The sequence below is a fragment of the Pseudomonas delhiensis genome (assembly GCF_900187975.1).
Lineage (GTDB): Bacteria > Pseudomonadota > Gammaproteobacteria > Pseudomonadales > Pseudomonadaceae > Pseudomonas > Pseudomonas delhiensis.
The window spans coordinates 1-17,918 of sequence record NZ_FZPC01000025.1 but is presented as its reverse complement, the minus strand read 5'-3'; the positions used below and the strand labels follow the sequence as shown (position 1 = coordinate 17,918).

Below are 17,918 nucleotides of genomic sequence, written 5' to 3'. Positions count from 1 at the left end.
ATGCGAGCCATCCTGAAGTACCTGCTGCCGCTGGCGCTGTCCTGCTGGCCCCTGGCGAGCCGCGCCGTGCCGCTGCTGGAACTGGTGGACGTGGAGGGCATCCGCGGCAACCAGCTGATCGGCTACGGCCTGGTGGTCGGCCTCGACGGCACCGGCGACAAGACCCAGGTGAAGTTCACCAGCCAGTCGGTGGTGAACATGATCAAGCAGTTCGGCGTGAACTTGCCGGCCAACATCGACCCCAAGCTGAAGAACGTCGCCGCGGTGAGCATCACCGCCGAAGTGCCGCCCTCGTACAGCCCCGGGCAGACGGTGGACGTCACCGTCTCCTCGCTGGGCGACGCCAAGAGCCTGCGCGGCGGCCAGCTGCTGCTCACGCCGCTGCGCGGCATCGACGGCGAGACCTACGCCCTGGCCCAGGGCGCGGTGGCCGTGGGCGGCCTAAACGCCAGCGGCCAGAGCGGCTCCAGCGTCACCATCAACACCGCCAACGGCGGGCGCATCCCCAATGGCGCGACCATCGAGCGGATGATCCCCAGCGACTTCGCCAGCCGCCCGGACATCATGCTCAACCTGCGCCAGCCCAGCTTCCAGACCGCCGCGCACATCGTCACCGCCCTGGACAACCTGCTCGGCGCCGGCAGCGCCCAGGCCCTGGACGGCACCAAGGTCAGCGTGCGCGCGCCGGTCTCGGCCAACCAGCGCACCAGCTTCATGGCCCTGCTCGAAGGGGTGGAGGTGCAGGAAGGCCGCGAACGGCCGAAGGTGGTGTTCAACAGCCGCACCGGCACCGTGGTCATCGGCCAGGGCGTGCGGGTGAAGGCCGCCGCGGTGTCCCACGGCAGCCTCACCGTGACCATCAGCGAGAACCCCCAGGTCAGCCAGCCGGCGCCGTTCTCCGGCGGCCGCACCACGGTCACGCCGCAGTCCGACGTCAACGTCGCCCAGGACAAGAAGCCGATGTTCCGCTGGCCCGAGGGCGCCAGCCTGCAGGGCATCATCGACACCGTGAACAGCCTCGGCGCCACCCCGGACGACGTCATGAGCATTCTCCAGGCGCTGGAGAAGGCCGGCGCGCTGAACGCCGAACTCATCATCATCTAGGGCGCGCGCATGAGCATCGTTTCACTCCCCACCGCGCTGAACGCCGCGCGCGGCCAGGACGGCAACCCCCAGGCGCGCCTGGAGGCGGCCGCCGAGCAGTTCGAGGCGCTGTTCCTGCAGCAGATCCTCAAGCAGATGCGCAAGGCCGGCGACGTGCTCTCGGCCGGCGGCATCACCCGCAGCCGCGACCTGGACACCATGCGCGACTTCTACGATGGCGTGCTCGCCGACAACCTGGCCGAGCGCAAGCAGACCGGCATCGCCGCGCTGCTGGTGCGCCAGCTTTCCGGGCACGACGCCGACGGCCGCGGCGAGATGCTCGCCGGCGGCGACCGCATGGGCCTGCCGCGCAGCCTGCAGCAGGCCGTGGCGGCCGACTGGCAACGCGGCGTGCAGAGCGCCGGGCGGCTCTGGCAGCGTGGCAGCGCGGCCTTCGGCGAGCTGGTGGACAGCCTGATCGACCACGAGTCCGCCGGCGACATCGCCGCCGTCTCGGCCAAGGGCGCCCGCGGCCTGATGCAGCTGATGCCCGACACCGCGCGGGAAATAGCCGCCAAGCTGGGCCTGGACTTCGACGAACAGCGCCTGACCCGCGACGGCGCCTACAACCGCCAGCTCGGCAGCGCCTACCTCGACCAGATGCTGCAGCGCTACGACGGCCACCGCGCCCTGGCCCTGGCCGCCTACAACGCCGGCCCCGGCCGCGTCGACGAATGGCTGAAGAGCAACGGCGACCCGCGCCGCGGCGAGATCAGCGGCGAGGCCTGGATCGAGCGCATCCCCTTCGAGGAAACCCGCCGCTACACCCGCGGCATCCTCGACGACCTGGCCCGCCGCGGCCAGGCCACGGCACCGGCGCCGCTTAAGCCGGCGGCCGAACCGGTCGCCTATCAGCAGCAGGGCACGCAACACCAGGCCATGTCTGCCGCCTTCGCCCAACCGATCCGCCTTCAGCCCAAAGGGAAGCAGTCGTGAGCAATTTGACGCAGATCGCCTACAGCGGCGTGCGCGCCTCGGAGATCGGCCTGTCGATCACCGGGCAGAACACCTCCAACGTCAACACCCCCGGGTTCAGCCGCCTGTCGGTGCTCACCAGCTCCCTTGGCGGGCAAGGCTCGCTGAGCCCTGGCGGCGGGGTGAAGGTGACCGGCATCCGGCGCATGTCCGACGACTTCCTCAACCAGCAGCTGTGGCGCGCCACCACCGCGCAGAACTACTACAGCAACGCCCAGCAGTACCTGGGCGCGCTGGAGGACCTGATGTCCAGCGATGGCGCCAGCATCAGCGTCGGCCTGGACAACTTCTTCGCCGCCCTCAGCGAGGCCAGCGCCACCCCGGATTCCACCGCCCTGCGCCAGCAGATCATCGCCGAGGCCGGCAACCTGGCGCAGCGCTTCAACACGCTCTCCGGCAACATCGACACCCAGCTCAAGTCCCTGCAGGAACAGCGCGGCACCATGGTCGGCGAGATCAACGGCCTGACCTCGAACATCGCCCTGCTGAACAAGAAGATCGTCGCCGCGCAGTCCGCCGCCGCCGACCCCTCGGCCCTGCAGGACCAGCGCGACGCCCTGATCACCCAGCTCAGCCAGTACAGCAGCATCCGCACCTCGGCCGCCGCCGACGGCTCCATCTCGGTGTCCCTGGCCAACGGCCAGCCGCTGGTGGCTGGCGCCTCCGCCGCGCAGCTGAAGGTCAGCCTGACCAGCAGTGGCGAGCAGGACGTCAGCCTGGCCTTCGCCGGCACCCGGTTCGCCATCGACCAGCAGGACCTGGGCGGCGCCATGGGCGCGCTGTACGACACCGAGTACCAGACCCTGCGGCCGAACCTCGACAGCCTGGCGCAGATGGCCACCCAGGTGGCCGACCTGGTCAACTCCACCCTGGCCGGCGGCTACGACCTGAATGGCAACCCCGGCCAGGCATTGCTGCAGGCCAACGCCGGCAGCACCGGCAAGCTGCTCAGCCTCACCGGCCTGCAGCCTTCCGAACTGGCGCTGTCCGACAGCGCCGGGGAGAAGGGCAACAACGGCAACCTGCTGAAACTGATCGACCTGAAGAGCCAGGTCATCACCGTCGACGGCAACGCCGTGACGCTCAACGACGCCTACGCCGGGCTGATCGGCCGGGTGGCCAGCGACAGCCGGCAGAACCAGGCCGACCTGGACACCGCCAAGGCCGTGACGCAGCAGGCGCAGAACCAGCGCGACAGCGTCAGCGCGGTGAGCCTGGACGAGGAGGCGGTCAACCTGATGACCTACCAGCAGGCCTACCAGGCCAACATGAAGGTCATCAGCACCGCCAAGGACCTGTTCGACAGCATGCTCGCGGCCTTCTGAACGCCGTAGCCCGCCACCCGACGAGACGCCCCATGCGCATCACCAATTCGCAGAGCACCGCCATCCTCCTGGACTCGATGAGCCGCAACACCGAGAAGATGTCGCAGCTGATGCAGCAGATGTCCAGCAGCAACCGCATCCAGCATCCCTCGGACGACCCCATCGCCGCGGTGCGCATCCTGCGCATCCAGCGTTCGGAGGCCAGCCTGGCCCAGTACGGCAGCAACATCGCCGGGGTGTCGAGCAACCTGTCGATCCAGGAAACCAACCTGCAGTCCACCTCCGACACCCTGCTGGACATCCGCGACCTGCTGCTCTGGGCGGCCAACGGCTCCAACGCCAGGGAGCAGCTCGGCGCCATGGCCGGCGAGCTGTCGAACCTGGAGAAGACCCTGGTCAGCTACCTCAACGTCAAGGACGAGGAGGGCCGCTACCTGTTCTCCGGCACCCTCACCGACCAGCCGGCGGTGACCTACGACGCGGCCAGCGGCACCTACAGCGCCAGCGGCAACGACAAGACGCGCCAGGCGGTGGTGGCCAACGGCGTGATGGTCGACGAGAACGTCGCCATCCGCCCGCTGTTCGGCAACGGCATGGACCTGCTCAACGGCCTCCACGCCCTGGTGGCCAAGCTGCAGGATCCGGCCCTGGACAGCAGCGACCCGGCCATCCAGCAGAGTATCGCCGCCACCATCGACCAGCTGGACGACAGCCACGGCAAGCTGCTGGCGGCCATCACCGACCTGGGCGGGCGGCAGAACACCCTGACCCTGCTGGACAACAGCAACCAGGACATCTCCCTGGTCAACCAGAAGGTCGAGGGCGACCTCTCGGCGCTGGACTACGGCAAGGCCAGCATCGACCTGGGCAACTACAAGCTGGCCCTGCAGGCGACGCAGAAGACCTACCTGACGGTCAACGGCCTGTCGCTGTTCAGCCTGCTCTGAGGAGCGCGACGCGATGAAGGTCGAGAACCCCTTCCCGGCGGTCGCCGCCATCGATGGCCAGCCGCGCCAGGCGCCGCCGGCGGTGGGCGAGCGCAACCTGCGCCAGCGCAAGCGCAGCGCCACGGCCCCGGCCGGCGAGCGCGGGGTGGGCAAGGCCGCCGGCTTCAGCATCCAGCTCAACCAGCAGCTCAGCGCCATGCAGAGCGCCGAGGGCTACCTGGGCGAGCTGGCCGAGCGCCTCAACCAGCTCAAGCTCAGCCTGGGCCGCGAGCTGGGCAGCGGCCAGGGCGGCAACCGCAAGCAGCTGGAACAACCGCTCAGGCAGGCCACCGAGCTGCTGGCGCAACGCCGCGAGCGCAGCGCCGGCGGGCTGGACGCCAACCTCGACCTGCACCTGCACGAACCGGCGCGCACCCGCTTCGCCATCGACGGCCTGGCCACCCTGGACGAAGCCCGCAGCGGCGGCCGCGAGACGTTGCTGTTCAGCGCCGGCCGCGCCCAGGGCGAACCCGGCGTGGTGGTGCTGGACGACGCCATGAGCGACCAGCAGCTGTTGCGCAGCTTCAACATCGGCCTGGCGTCCAGCGGCATCCGCGCGGAACTCGACGCCGACGGCAAGCTGACCTTCTCCATGGCCGAGGCCGACTGGCGCAAGCAGGGCGGCCAGCTCAGCGTGCAGGGGGAGGGCAAGCGCTTCGCCAGGGACCGCGCCAGCCGCGCCCAGACCCGCGAGCAGCGCCTGCTGGACCTGCCGCAGAGCCTGGCCGGCAGCGACCAGCGCGAGCTGCGCCACCTGCTCGACCAAGTGATAGACGCGCTGGACCGCATCGGCACCCTGCGCGACCAGTTGCGCCAGCGCCAGGGCGAGATCCGCGAGTTCCTCGCCCGCCAGGCCGACCGCGACGAACAGCAATGGGCGCAGGACTACGCGGCGTCGGTGTTCAACCTGGTGCGCGACAGCGGCTCCAGCTACGCGGCGGTGACCCGCACCGTGGTGGCCCAGGCCAACCTGAGCCGTTTCGCGGTGGTCAGCCTGCTTTCTTGAGCCGACCTTGTTAAGCTGCGCCGAACCCCGGGGCCGATCGACGGTCCCAGGTAGCTGACGACGGACGGGAGCGGTCCGTCCGCACCCTTGACAATGACGGTTAGGTTGATCCGCATGGTTTACGTACAACGCGATGGGCAGGGAAGGCTGTTGAGAGTGGAGACCCAGCCCTTCGAGGGCATGAACGACACGCTGGCCTACCAGAGCGAGGAGCTCGGCCAGTGGCTGGACGCGCGCACCGAGGTGCGCAGCCGGCTGGACCTGCTGCGCCATTCCGACCTGGAAGTGATCCGCGTGCTGGAAGACGTGGTCAACGTACTGGTCGAGCGCGGCGTGATCCGCTACACCGACCTGCCCGAGGCGGCCCGCCGCAAGCTCGACGAACGCGCAGTGGCACGGGCCGAGCTGGAAGGCCTGGCGGACCATCCCGGCGACGATTGAACCGAGCGTCGCACCGAGGCGCTTTTCGTTGGGTGGCGTTGAGCCAAGCGCCGTTCCCTGTAGGAGCGAGCTTGCTCGCGAACCCCGGGTTTGAAAGTCGGCATCGGGGCGCACGCCGGCGTGCCGCTTGCCTAGACTGGCGGCATCGCCCCTCGGAGCCCGCCCATGCCCTCACTCGCCGAGCGCATCGCCGCCCTGGACTGGCCGGCCCTGGCCGCGCAGCTGGATAGCGACGGCCACGCCCGGGTCCCCGGCCTGCTCGACCGGCGCCAATGCCAATGGCTGCGCGCCCTCTATGCCCGCGACCAGCCCTTCCGCAGCCGGGTGGTCATGGCCCGCCACGGCTTCGGCCTGGGTGAGTACCGCTACTTCGCCTATCCCTTGCCGGCGCCGCTGCAGACCCTGCGCGAAGCCTTCTATCCGCCCCTGGCGGGCATCGCCAACGCCTGGCAACAGCGCCTGGGCCTGGCCCCGGCCTACCCGGCGCGGCACGCCGAATTCCTCGAACGCTGCCACGCCGCCGGCCAGCTGCGGCCCACGCCCCTGCTGCTGCGTTACGGCGCGGGCGACTACAACTGCCTGCACCAGGACCTGTACGGCGAACTGGCCTTCCCGCTGCAGGTCGCCATCCTGCTGTCGCAACCGGACGAGGAATTCACCGGTGGCGAATTCGTCCTCACCGAGCAGCGCCCGCGCATGCAGTCGCGGGTGGAGGTGGTGCCGCTGCGCCAGGGCGATGCGCTGGTGTTCGCCGTCTCGCAGCGGCCGGTGCGGGGTGCGCGCGGGGATTACCGGGTGAACATGCGGCATGGGGTCAGCCGGTTGCATTGGGGGGAGCGGTTTACATTGGGTGTCATCTTTCACGATGCGCTTTGAGGGCTGCCCTGCGTACCATCGCCTGCCGTACAGCAGACGAAGGAGCGCGCAATGCACTACGAGGTCATGGTGGCCCACCGTAGCGAGTATCCGGAGCCAATTGCTTTTACCAGGGGCGCCTCGCTGAAGGTAGGCGAGCGCTACGAGGGGCCCGAGGGCTGGGACGACTGGTATTTCTGCGCGGTTGCCGGGCGGGAAGGCTGGGTGCCGGCGCAGGTGTTCGAGCGGGTGGACGAGGGCGTCGGGCGGGCGCTGGAGGACTATACGGCGCGGGAGATGGATGTGGACGTGGGGGAGAGACTGGTGGGTGGCAGGGTTCTCGGCGGATGGGCCTGGTGTTGCCGGGATGGGGATTCGGGATGGGTGCCTCTGGAGTGCCTGCGGGAGCTGGGTTGAGCCTGCTCAAGAGCCCCTCTCCCTAACCCTCTCCCTGAAGGGAGAGGGGACCGTTGGGCAGATGCTGATGTTCTGGAGTTAGCCGGCTAGCACAGAGATTGCCGGCTGAAACCATTCCTTCTCTCGGCACGGACAAGCCTCCTCTCCCTTCAGGGCGGGGCGCGCAGCCGAGGGCTGGGGAGAGGGCTGCCGGACCTGAAGCCACACAGAAACTCACTCCGGATACCATAAAAAAGCCCCAGCCTGGCGTCGGGGCCGGGCCGTCGCCTGCGGCCCAAGGTCGGAGGTCAGGCCGCCCGTGGCGTTACTATGATCTTCACGTTGTGCTCCTTGTTGTTCACCAGTTCCTCGAAGCCCTTCTCGACGATCTGCTCCAGCTCGATGCGCCCGGTCACCAGGGGCGCGATGTCCAGGCGGCCGTCGGCGATGAAGGCGATCACGTCGGCGAACTCGCCGTTGTAGGCCAGGGAGCCGAACACCTGCTTCTCGGTGGCCACCAGCTCGAAGAAGTTGAACGCGCTGGGCTCCTCGAAGATGCCCACCAGCACGCAGGTGCCGGCCTTGCGGATGGCGTCGATGGCCAGCTTGGCGGTGTGCTTGTTGCCGATGCACTCGAAGCTGACGTCGGCGCCCAGGCCATGGGTGAGCTTGCGCAGCTCTGCCAGCACGTCGCACTCGTTGGGGTCGAGCACGTGGCTGGCGCCGACCTCACGGGCCTTGGCCTTGCGCGCCGAGGACATCTCCAGGGCGATCACCTGGGCCGCGCCGGCGGCTTTCGCGCACATGATGGTGCACAGGCCGATGGTGCCGGCGCCGACCACCACCACGTTGCGCCCCAGCAGGCTGCCGGCCTTCTTCACCGCGTGCATGCCCACCGCCAGCGGCTCGATCAGCGCGCCGGCCTCGGCCGGGAAGCCGTCGGGCAGCTTGTACAGCAGGTTGGCCGGCACGTTCACCCATTCGGCGAAGGCGCCGTTGTTCATCAGCCCGGTGAAGGCCAGGTTCTCGCAGATGTTGTACAGGCCGTGGCGGCAGTAGTAGCAGGTGCCGCAGTGCTGGCAGGCGTCGGCGGCCACCACCTCGCCGGCGGCGAAGCCCTCGACGCCCTCGCCGAGCTTGACGATCTCGCCGCAGAACTCGTGGCCGAGGATGCACTGGCCCTTGATGCCGGTGAGCGGGTGCGGCGCCTCCACCGGGATGAACACCGGGCCTGCGACGTACTCGTGCAGGTCCGAGCCGCAGATGCCGCACCAGTGCACGCGGATCTGCACCCAGCCGGGCGGCGGCTCGCCGGGCAGCGGCACGCTTTCCACGCGGATGTCGTTGCGCCCGTGCCAGACCGCCGCGCGCATGCTGTTGGGGGTGATTGTCATGGTCGTCTCCCGGGGCCCGGCCGCGCGGCCGGGCCCTCGTCGGTCAATGGCGTTCGAGGAAGTCCAGCAGCAGGGCGTTGACCGCCTCGGCTGCCTCCATCTGCAGCATGTGCGCCTGCGCCGGCAGCACGTGGACCTCGGCGCTCAGGCCCTGGGCGTGGCTGGCCGGGATGATGGCGTCGGCCTCGCCCCAGATCACCAGCGCCGGGTACCCGCCGGCCTCCAGCACGCCGCGCAGGTCCACCTGCTGGCGGCCGTCGGCGAACAGCTTGCCGGTGAGCTGGCGCAGCGCGGCGTCCACGCCTTCCAGGCGCTTGAACCTGAGCATGTCTTCCAGCATCTGCCGGGTGACCAGCGACGCGTCGGAGAACAACTGCACCAACTGCGGCTTGAGGGCGTTGCGGTTGCCGGCCTCGACGAAGCCCTGCAGGTAGCCGCCGTTGATCTCGGCACCCAGGCCGGCGCTGGCCAACAGGCTCAGCGAGCGCACCCGCCGGGGCGCCAGGCGCGCGGTGTTCAGCGCCACGGCGCCGCCCATGGAATGCCCGGCCAGGTGCGCCTGCTCGATGTCCAGGTGGTCGAGCAGGGCCAGCACCGCGCCGCTCAGCTCGTCCAGGTCGCCGCGCTCGAGCGCCTTGCCCGACTCGCCGTGGCCCGGCAGGTCGAGGGCGATGACGCGGCGCCCGGCGGCCAGCGCCTCGTGGTTGAACAGCCAGTTGTTGAGGTCGCCGCCGAAGCCATGGATCAGCAGCAGCGGGACGCTGCCTTCGCCGCGCTCGAAGTAGCGCAGCACGCGGCCGTCCAGCTCGACCTTCCGCGGCGCCGGGCCGCTGTCGGCCTCGCCGTCGCCGCCGGGGACGAATTCGGCCTGGAAGCGCTCCACCACCGCGTCTATCTCTTCCTCGCTGGCCCCGCCCTCGACCACCACGCCCAGCAGCGCGCCCACCGGCAGCGTCTCGTCCTCGCGCGCCACCTGGCGCCGCAGCACGCCGGAGAAGGGCGCCTCGACGCTGCTGCTGATCTTGTCGGTCTCCACGTCGAGCACCGCGTCGCCTTTCTCGATGGTGTCGCCGTCCTGCTTGAGCCAGGCGTCGATGCGGCCTTCGGTCATCGACAGGCCCCACTTGGGCATGGTCAGGGTATGGATACGGCTCATGCCACCTTCCTCCCTTGCACCAGCTCCAGCACCGTGGCCTCGATCTTCGCCGCGCTGGGGATGTACAGGTCTTCCAGGGCGTCGGAGAAGGGCACCGGGGTGTGCGGCGCGGTGACCTGGCGGATCGGCCCCTTGAGGGCGTCGAAGGCCTGTTCGGCGACCAATGCGGAAATATCGGTGGCCAGCGAACAGCGGGGGTTGGCTTCGTCGATCACCACCAGGCGCCCGGTCTTCTCCACGCTTTCGAGGATGCTGTCGGCATCCAGCGGGCTGGTGGTGCGCAGGTCCAGCACCTCGCAGGACACGCCCTGGCGCGCCAGGCTGGCGGCGGCGTCCATGGCCAGGTGGACCATGCGCCCGTAGGTCACCAGGGTCACGTCGTCGCCGTCACGGAGGAAGTTGGCTTCGCCGAAGGGCACGCTGTACAGCTCCTCCGGCACTTCGCCCTGCATCGAGTAGAGCAGCTTGTGCTCGCAGAAGATCACCGGGTCGTTGTCGCGGATGGCCTGGATCAGCAGGCCCTTGGCGTCGTACGGCGAGGACGGGCAGACCACCTTCAGCCCGGGGATGTGCGTCCATAGCGCGGTGAGCATCTGCGAGTGCTGGGCGGCGGCGCGCAGGCCGGCGCCGACCATGGTGCGGATCACCAGCGGGGTGACCGCCTTGCCGCCGAACATGTAGCGGAACTTGGCGGCCTGGTTGAGGATCTGGTCCAGGCAGCAGCCGGCGAAGTCGACGAACATCAGCTCGCACACCGGGCGCAGGCCGCGGGTGGCGGCGCCCACGGCGGCGCCGACGTAGCCGATCTCCGACAGCGGGGTGTCCAGCACGCGGCCGGGGAACTGGTGGTAGAGGCCCTTGGTGACGCCGAGCACGCCGCCCCAGGCGTCGTCCTCGCCGGGCGCGCCGGCGCCGCCGGCATTGTCCTCGCCCATGATGAACACCGTCTGGTCGCGGCGCATTTCCTGGGCCAGGGCTTCATTGATGGCCTGCTGGTAGCTGATCTTTCTGGCCATGATGGCTCTCCTCTCATTGTTCTTCTGGGCCGAGTCGCTGGGCCCCCGCGTTCGCGGGGGTGACGGGGAAGCGCTCGGTGCGGGAATGTCAGGGATAGGCGACGTACACGTCGCTGAGCAGGTCGGCGGGCGAGGGCTTGGGATCGGCCTTGGCGCGCGCCACGGCTTCCTCGATGCTCGCTTCCACTTCCGCGTCGATGGCGTCCAGGGCCGCGGCCTGGAGCAGGCCGGCGCGGGTGGTGCGCTCGCGGAACTGCATCAGGCAGTCGCGCGTCTCGCGGTAGTGCTTGACCTCGTCGGGCGCGCGGTAGGTCTGGGCGTCGCCTTCGAAGTGGCCGTAGTAGCGGGTCAGCTTCACCTCGATCAGGGACGGGCCTTCGCCGGCGCGGGCGCGCTCGATGGCGGCGCCGGCGGCCTCGTGCACGGCGAAGAAGTCGAAGCCGTCCACCGTCACCCCGGGCATGCCGAAGCCGGCGGCGCGGTCGGCGATGTGGTCGCAGGCCACCGACCAGTTCGAGGCCGTGGCCTCGGCATAGCCGTTGTTCTCGGCGACGAAGATGCACGGCAGGTTCCACACCGAGGCCAGGTTCATCGCCTCGAACACCGCGCCCTCGTTGGAGCCGCCATCGCCGAAGAAGGCCACCGCCACCGCGCGGTTGCCCTTCAGCTTGGCGGCCAGCGCCGCGCCCGCCGCCAGGGGCGCGCCGGCGCCGACGATGCCGTTGGCGCCGAGCATGCCCTTGGACAGGTCGGCGATGTGCATGGAGCCGCCCTTGCCCTGGCAGACGCCGGTCTTCTTGCCATAGATCTCGGCCATCATCCCGTACACGTCCACGCTCTTGGCGATGCAGTGGCCGTGGCCGCGGTGGGTGGAGGCGATGCAGTCCTCGTCGTCCAGATGCGCCATGACCCCGGCGGCGGAGGCTTCCTCGCCGGCGTACAGGTGCACGAAGCCGGGGATCTCGCCGGTGGCGAATTCCACGTGCAGGCGTTCCTCGAAGGCGCGGATGGTGCGCATCACACGGTAGGCGTGGAGCAATTGCTCAGTCGATAGCGTGGACATCTTGTTGTTCTCCAGGGTGGTTCACGGGCTTGCCAGGAACGGCCAGCAGGCGATGGCAGGCGGCGAAGGCCAGGGCGGCCTCGACGTCGATGCTCAGCGGGCCGTCGAGTTCGAGGGTGATGCCGGGGCGGTCGCTGGCGGCGAACTCGATCTCGCGTTCGCCGTCCAGGGCCAGGGTGCCGGCGCTCAGCAGCGGCAGGCGCGGCACGCCGGGCTCCAGGCTGCCGCTGGCGACGATGCCGCAGGCCTGCAGCAAGCCGGGGGCCAAGGGCGCCAGCAGCGCCTCGCCGGCCTGCGGGTGCAGGCGCAGCCAGCTGCCGCGGGGGCAGCGCCGCGACGCCGGGCTCCACAGCCCGCACAGCGACGACAGGCCGATGGCGTGGGGCTCGGCGAAGGCGGCGTAGATTTCCGCCAGGTCCTCGGCGCGGCTGATGGCGCGGGCGCCGGTGAAGGTCAGCGGGGAGACCGCGACCTCCACCAGGGCGATCTCGTCGATGCCCCGCGCCGGCAGCCGCACCCGCAGGCGCTTGTTGCGCCGCAGGGCGATTTCCGCCGGGATGCGCCCGCCGGCGTAGAGCCCGCCGGCCAGGCCGGCGCCGGTGGCCTCGCGCAGTTCCGGGAAGGCGTTGTTGGTGCCGGTGGACAGGCACAGCAGGGGAATGTCGCCGACCTCGGCGGCCACCGCCTTGTGCGTGCCGTCGCCGCCGAGCACGGCGACCAGGCCGACGCCGCGCTCGGCCAGCATCCGCGCGGCCAGGCGGGTGTCCTCCACGCCCTGGCGCAGCGGCATGTCGAGGAACTCCAGGCGCGGCCAGCGGCTGTCGCGGGCGTGGCGGCCGGCGCTGGCCTTGAGCACGGCGGCGGCGATGCCGGTCATGTCCGGCGGCATCAGCACCTCGTCCACCCCGGTGGCGCCGAAGGCACCGAGCAGGCGCTGCACCACCGCGGCCTTGTCGGTGCTGGAGTAGAGCCCGGCGTTGGCGGTCAGCCGGCGCAGGTCGCGGCCCGAGGCCGGGTTGGCGATGATGCCGACGCGCAGGGGCATGGCCGCGCTCACAGCGAGAAGCCGCCGTCGACGGCGATGGCCTGGCCGATGCCGCGGCCACCGCCGGTGACCAGCGCGACCTTTCCGGCCAGGGAGAATTGCGAAGGGGCAGTAACGGACATGACGCACCTCTGGTTGTTGTTGTGGGGTGCGGGACGGCGTCCCGGTGTCGCCAGGGCTGGAGCAAGGGCGGTGCCAGGGAGCGGCCCGCGGGGCGGAATGGCGCGTGCCAGAGCGGCCCGCCCGAGCTTGCGGGGTGGTTTCGCGGGGCGCGGGGTGAGACGCGCCATGTCAACCTGCACGGCGCCCCGGCGAGACGCCGAGACGCTGCGTCTCACCCGGGGGCCGGCCGTCCGCGGCGCTTGTGGTGCCGGCGGCGCGGGGCTTAAATGACCGGCACAAGAACAAGGAACGAGCCGTGGAGGCCCCATGCTGCCTGCCTACTCGAAAGCCCACGTGGACTGCGTCAGCCGCGTGTTGCGCCACGCCGGGCGCCAGCCCGAAGCCCCGGTGCCGAACCTGATCCTCGACTCCTGGCGGCGGTCGATGGAGCAGCACCACCTCGACCCGGGTTCGCTGCAGGGCCCGCGCATCCTCAGCCAGAGCGTGCTCAGGGAATGCCGCGAGCGCGCCGAGAGCTTCCTGCGCATCGCCGGCGAGGAGGTCTCGCGCCTGCACGGCCAGGTGCGCGACGCCGACTACTGCGTGCTGCTCACCGACGCCCAGGGCCGCACCATCGACTACCGCGTGGAATCCGCCATCCGCGGCGACTGCCGGCGCGCCGGGCTGTACCTGGGCACCTGCTGGTCGGAAGGCGAGGAGGGCACCTGCGGGGTGGCCGCGGTGCTGACCAACGGCGTGCCGGTGACAGTGCACAAGCGCGACCACTTCCGCGCCGCCTTCATCGGCCTGACCTGCTCGGCGGCGCCGGTGTTCGACCCCTGGGGCGAACTGCTCGGGGTGCTCGACGTGTCCGCCGTGGAATCCCCGGACGACCGCCGCAGCCAGCACCTGATCCGCCAGATGACGGTGCAGAGCGCGCGGCAGATCGAGAACGCCTTCTTCATGCACAGCACCCGCGGCCAGTGGGTGCTGCGCGCGCACGCGGCGCCCGGCTACGTCGACAGCCAGCCGGACTACCTGTTCGCCTGGGACGCCGACGGCCGCCTGCAGGCGCTGAACCCGGAGGCGCGGCGCTACCTGCAGGCGCGCTACGGGCAACTGCCGCAGCACATCGGCGAAGTCTTCGACCTCGACCTGCTGCGCGCCGCCGCCGACGAAAGCCCGCGCCACGTCGCCGAGCACGGCCTGCACGTGCGCCTGAGCGCGCCGAAGCGCGCGGTCAGCGTGGCCATGCCGGCCACGGACGCCACCCGGCTCGACCCGCGCGTGGCCGAGAGCCTGCGCCTGGCGGTGCGGGTGAAGGATCGCAACCTGCCGGTGCTGGTCCACGGCGAGACCGGCGCCGGCAAGGAAGTCTTCGCCCGCCAGCTGCACGAGGCCAGCGCGCGGCGCGACAAGCCCTTCGTCGCACTGAACTGCGCGGCCATTCCCGAGAGCCTGATCGAGAGCGAGCTGTTCGGCTACGTCGCCGGCGCCTTCACCGGCGCCGAGCGTAAGGGCATGCGCGGGCTGCTGCAGCAGGCCGACGGCGGCACCCTGTTCCTCGACGAGATCGGCGACATGCCCCTGGCCCTGCAGACGCGCCTGCTGCGGGTGCTGGCCGAAGGCGAGGTGGCGCCGCTGGGCGCGGCCCGGCGGCAGGCGGTGGACATCCAGGTGATCTGCGCCAGCCACCGCGACCTGGCGGCCCTGGTGGCCGCCGGCGAATTCCGCGAGGACCTGTACTTCCGCCTCAGCGGCGCGCGCTTCGAACTGCCGCCGCTGCGCGAGCGCAGCGACAAGCTGGCGCTGATCAACCGCATCCTCGACGAGGAAGCCTCACGCTGCAGGCTGCGCCTGGGCCTGGGCGAGGCCGCGCTGGAACGCCTGCTGGGCTACCGCTGGCCGGGCAACGTGCGCCAGCTGCGCCACGTGCTGCGCTACGCCTGCGCCATCTGCCCCGGCGAAAGCATCCGCCTGGAAGACCTGCCCGAGGAACTGCGCGGCGCCACCGCCCAGCCGGCCCACGAAGCTCCCGCCAGCCCGGAACGCCAGGCCCTGCTCGACGCCCTGGTGCGCCACCGCTGGCAGCCGGGGCCCGCGGCCCAGGCCCTGGGCATCTCGCGGGCGACGCTGTACCGGCGGGTGAAGCAGCACGGCATCGAGATGCCGCGGGCGAAGCGCGAGCCCGGCTGCTCTTCGTAATGGGGTGGGCCTTTGCGAAACCCAGGCGGCCATGGCGATGGGTATCGCTTCGCTCAACGCCATCCTACGGCGCCACAACCTTTCTCAGCCCATGCGGGAGAGGGGGCGACATCGATCCAAGGCACAGCCGCTGCCGGGAGATACGTTCGTAGCGGACCTTGTCCGCGATAGCCGGATCCACCGGCGCCATTCCCATGCAGGAGCGCGCCCTGCGCGCAAATCGCGGGCAGGGCCCGCTCCTACAGGTCGACGCCGGATTTCCCGCCCATGCCGGACAGCCCCCTCTCCCGCTTGCGGGAGAGGGTTGGGGAGAGGGAACGGCGTCGATCCAAGGCACAGCCGCCGCCGGGAGATACGTTCGTAGGAGCAACTGTCTCGCGCCCGCGCCGAGATGCTCTTCGTAGGAGCGAGCTTGCTCGCGAACCTTGGACTCGCACTCCGCCCTCAACCTCGTCATGCCCGCGAACGCGGGAACCCAATTGGCTTGGGGGCTTGGTGTAGCGCGCCGCTCCGAGTGCTCGGATGTCTCTTGTTTCGCCCCCTCGGGCGAGTCCCTTTTGTCAAACGGTGGAAGGCCACCCCCGCAAAAAGGAACCAAAAAGGCTTGCCCCGCATATGGGCCCGATGAAGCCGGGCTACCCTCACGAATTCCCCCGCCACGGAGGCCCGCCCCGAGGGTACGTCCCTGTAGCCCATCGGGGCTCTCGCGACATCCATGTCGCATGGCCTCCTGAGCGCCGGTTTCGCTCGGCCTTCTGAAGGGGCGTTCCGGTGCGCTCGGAGGTTTTTCTGGAAACCCGTAGGGCGCATAACGCCTACGGCGTTATCCGCCGAATCGCGGACAAGGTCCGCTCCTACGGTTCCAGGTAGCACGGTCGTAGGAGCGGACTCCGTCCGCGATTGGCCCACCGACCGCACCGGACCCTCCGCTGGCACTCGGTTCGTGGGTATCGGTGCATCGGTTCACCCCCGGGAAGAACACCTCAACACCCGCGCCGCGGGGTAGAGGCTGGCGGCCACCCGTTGCAGCTCGGCGGGGCAGGTCAGTTCGCTGATCCAGGCCAGGCGCCGCACCGGGCCGGGTTCGTCCATGGATTGCAGTTCGGCGGATTCGAGCATGGCCTTCATGCGCCAGGCCAGGGCGAAGAGTTCCTCGATGAAGGGCGGCGCCACGCTGCCACGGTGCTCCAGCGACAGGTCGCTGGGGTGGTGGCGGATGGACAGCTGGTAGTGGCTGGCGCCGCCGGCGGCGAGGGTGGCGGTGAAGTGCGTGCCGAGGATGCGTTGCAGCTGCTGCTGCACGTCGTGCAGCAGTTGCAGCGGTACTTCCTCGCGCAGCGCGCCGTGGTCGGTCTGGCCCATGGTCGTCCCCGGGGTCGAGTGGCAGGGCGGCGGCCGCGGGGCCGCCGGAACAGGTGCCGCCAGCATAGGGAGGGCGACTGTGAACTTGGGTTAAGCCAGGGTAAAGGCGGGTAATTCCGGGCTCAGAAGGTCTGCCCGAGGGAGAACTGGAACACCTCGGTCTCGGCGCCGTCGGGTTTCTTCAGCGGCGTGGCCAGGCTGAAGCTCAGCGGGCCCAGCGGGCTCTGCCAGGTCAGGCCGACGCCCATGGACATGGCCATCTGGTCGAGGCTGACGCTGCCGCAGCCCTGGGTGGTGGACAGGTAGCACTTGTCGGCGAAGACGCTGCCGGTGTCCCAGAACAGCGTGCTGCGCAGCTGGCTCTGGTCCTTGATGAAGGGCAGCGGGAACAGGTACTCGACGCCACCGGTGATGAGGATGTTGCCGCCGAACACTTCCGCGTCGCGGTCGGAATAGTAGGCCTGGCCTGCGCTGGCGTAGTCGCCGGTGGCCGGGGTGCTGCGCGGGCCCAGGGTGCCGTCCTTGAAGCCGCGCACCGAGCTCAGGCCGCCGGCGGTGTAGTTCTCGTAGAACGGCAGGCCGTCGGTGGAGCCGTAGCCGTTGCCGTAGCCCAGCTGGGTGTGCAGGCGGATGGCGGTGCGGTCGCTCACCGGCAGGAAGGCCTGGGCGCTGTAGTCGACCTTGTAGAAGCTCAGGTCGCTGCCCGGCACCGTGGCCATCAGCGTGAGGCTCTGGGAATGCCCGCGGGTGGCCATCACGCCCTTGTTCAGGGTGGATTCGGACCAGCCGATGGAGGCCTTGAGGTTGTTGAAGGTGCTGCCCTCGCGGGAGATGAAGTCGTAGATCTCGTCGGCGCTGTAGGTGCCGGGGGTGATGTCGTCGTGCTGCAGGGTCAGGCCGTAGGTCAGGCGCGAGGTCTCGCTGATCGGGTAGCCGATGCTGACGCCGGCGCCGAAGCTGTCGATGGAGTAGTACGACACTTCGTCATCGTCGTCGTAGTACTTGCTGTAGTCGGTGCTGCGGTAGAACAGGTTGTAGCCCAGGCTGACGCCGTCGCTGGTGAAGTAGGGGTTGGTGAAGCCGAAGTTGTACCTGGTCTGGTAGTCCGAGCGGGTCAGGCCGATGCTGGTGTAGTTGCCGGTGCCGAGGAAGTTGCTCTGGCTGATGGAGCCGCCGAGGATCAGCCCGGAACTCTGGGAGAAGCCGACGCTGGCGCTGATGGAGCCGGAGGGCTGTTCTTCCACGCTGTAGTTGACGTCCACCTGGTCGTCGGTGCCGGGCACCGCCGGGGTCTCGACGTTGACCGTCTTGAAGTAGCCCAGGCGCTCCAGGCGCTGCTTGGACTGGTCGATCAGGTAGGTGCTGGCCCAGCCGCCTTCCATCTGGCGCATCTCGCGGCGCAGCACCTGGTCTTCGGTCTTGGTGTTGCCGCGGAAGTTGATGCGGTT

Annotated in this window: 16 protein-coding genes; 9 read left to right on the top strand and 7 right to left on the bottom strand. The window is 69.9% G+C overall.

Annotated elements, in window-relative coordinates; all coding sequences use genetic code 11:
- The 8 genes from CHC02_RS21650 (at position 1) to CHC02_RS21615 (ending at position 7,148) form a co-directional block, all read left to right on the top strand.
- Complete coding sequence (locus CHC02_RS21650) at positions 1 to 1,104, top strand: flagellar basal body P-ring protein FlgI (RefSeq protein ID WP_089393469.1); 1,104 nt, start codon at positions 1 to 3, stop codon at positions 1,102 to 1,104.
- A 9-nt stretch (positions 1,105 to 1,113) separates the two neighbouring features.
- A complete protein-coding gene (locus CHC02_RS21645) occupies positions 1,114 to 2,079 on the top strand; it encodes a lytic transglycosylase domain-containing protein (RefSeq protein WP_089393468.1) in 966 nt (321 codons plus the stop codon).
- Positions 2,076 to 3,443 carry a flagellar hook-associated protein FlgK gene (flgK, locus tag CHC02_RS21640; RefSeq protein WP_089393467.1) on the top strand — a complete coding sequence of 456 codons (1,368 nt, stop codon included), beginning with the start codon at positions 2,076 to 2,078 and terminating at the stop codon, positions 3,441 to 3,443. Before CHC02_RS21645 ends, flgK begins: the two co-directional genes overlap by 4 nt.
- 32 nt (positions 3,444 to 3,475) lie before the next feature.
- A complete protein-coding gene (flgL, locus tag CHC02_RS21635) occupies positions 3,476 to 4,390 on the top strand; it encodes a flagellar hook-associated protein FlgL (protein ID WP_089393466.1) in 915 nt (304 codons plus the stop codon).
- Positions 4,391 to 4,403: 13 nt separating this feature from the next.
- A complete protein-coding gene (locus CHC02_RS21630; protein WP_089393465.1) occupies positions 4,404 to 5,435 on the top strand; it encodes a hypothetical protein in 1,032 nt (343 codons plus the stop codon).
- Between the two features lie 114 nt (positions 5,436 to 5,549).
- Positions 5,550 to 5,876 carry a tryptophan synthase subunit beta gene (locus CHC02_RS21625; RefSeq protein WP_089393561.1) on the top strand — a complete coding sequence of 109 codons (327 nt, stop codon included), beginning with the start codon at positions 5,550 to 5,552 and terminating at the stop codon, positions 5,874 to 5,876.
- A 165-nt stretch (positions 5,877 to 6,041) separates the two neighbouring features.
- Positions 6,042 to 6,752 carry a 2OG-Fe(II) oxygenase gene (locus CHC02_RS21620; protein WP_089393464.1) on the top strand — a complete coding sequence of 237 codons (711 nt, stop codon included), beginning with the start codon at positions 6,042 to 6,044 and terminating at the stop codon, positions 6,750 to 6,752.
- 51 nt (positions 6,753 to 6,803) lie between these two features.
- A complete protein-coding gene (locus CHC02_RS21615; RefSeq protein WP_089393463.1) occupies positions 6,804 to 7,148 on the top strand; it encodes an SH3 domain-containing protein in 345 nt (114 codons plus the stop codon).
- 287 nt (positions 7,149 to 7,435) lie between these two features.
- On the opposite strand, the gene CHC02_RS21610 is transcribed toward CHC02_RS21615, so the two are convergent.
- The 5 genes from CHC02_RS21610 to CHC02_RS21590 form a co-directional block, all read right to left on the bottom strand.
- Positions 7,436 to 8,500: a 2,3-butanediol dehydrogenase gene (locus CHC02_RS21610; protein ID WP_244160918.1), complete on the bottom strand. Its 1,065-nt coding sequence runs from the start codon at positions 8,498 to 8,500 to the stop codon at positions 7,436 to 7,438.
- Positions 8,501 to 8,564: 64 nt separating this feature from the next.
- Positions 8,565 to 9,677: an acetoin dehydrogenase dihydrolipoyllysine-residue acetyltransferase subunit gene (locus tag CHC02_RS21605; RefSeq protein WP_089393461.1), complete on the bottom strand. Its 1,113-nt coding sequence runs from the start codon at positions 9,675 to 9,677 to the stop codon at positions 8,565 to 8,567.
- Positions 9,674 to 10,693, bottom strand: a complete 1,020-nt coding sequence (locus tag CHC02_RS21600; RefSeq protein ID WP_089393460.1) for an alpha-ketoacid dehydrogenase subunit beta — start codon at positions 10,691 to 10,693, stop codon at positions 9,674 to 9,676. The genes CHC02_RS21605 and CHC02_RS21600 overlap by 4 nt, the downstream gene beginning before the upstream one ends.
- Positions 10,694 to 10,781: 88 nt before the next feature.
- Positions 10,782 to 11,756 carry a thiamine pyrophosphate-dependent dehydrogenase E1 component subunit alpha gene (locus CHC02_RS21595; RefSeq protein ID WP_089393459.1) on the bottom strand — a complete coding sequence of 325 codons (975 nt, stop codon included), beginning with the start codon at positions 11,754 to 11,756 and terminating at the stop codon, positions 10,782 to 10,784.
- A complete protein-coding gene (locus CHC02_RS21590) occupies positions 11,737 to 12,801 on the bottom strand; it encodes an NAD(+)/NADH kinase (RefSeq protein ID WP_425262394.1) in 1,065 nt (354 codons plus the stop codon). Before CHC02_RS21590 ends, CHC02_RS21595 begins: the two co-directional genes overlap by 20 nt.
- 429 nt (positions 12,802 to 13,230) lie before the next feature.
- Here CHC02_RS21590 and CHC02_RS21580 point away from each other — a divergent pair, with 429 nt between their 5' ends.
- Positions 13,231 to 15,108, top strand: a complete 1,878-nt coding sequence (locus CHC02_RS21580) for a sigma-54-dependent Fis family transcriptional regulator (RefSeq protein ID WP_089393456.1) — start codon at positions 13,231 to 13,233, stop codon at positions 15,106 to 15,108.
- A gap of 963 nt (positions 15,109 to 16,071) precedes the next feature.
- On the opposite strand, the gene CHC02_RS21575 is transcribed toward CHC02_RS21580, so the two are convergent.
- A complete protein-coding gene (locus CHC02_RS21575; RefSeq protein ID WP_089393455.1) occupies positions 16,072 to 16,470 on the bottom strand; it encodes a hypothetical protein in 399 nt (132 codons plus the stop codon).
- A 122-nt stretch (positions 16,471 to 16,592) separates the two neighbouring features.
- Positions 16,593 to 17,918 (bottom strand): outer membrane protein assembly factor BamA (gene bamA, locus CHC02_RS21570; RefSeq protein ID WP_089393454.1); only part of this gene is annotated, 1,326 nt, incomplete at its 5' end.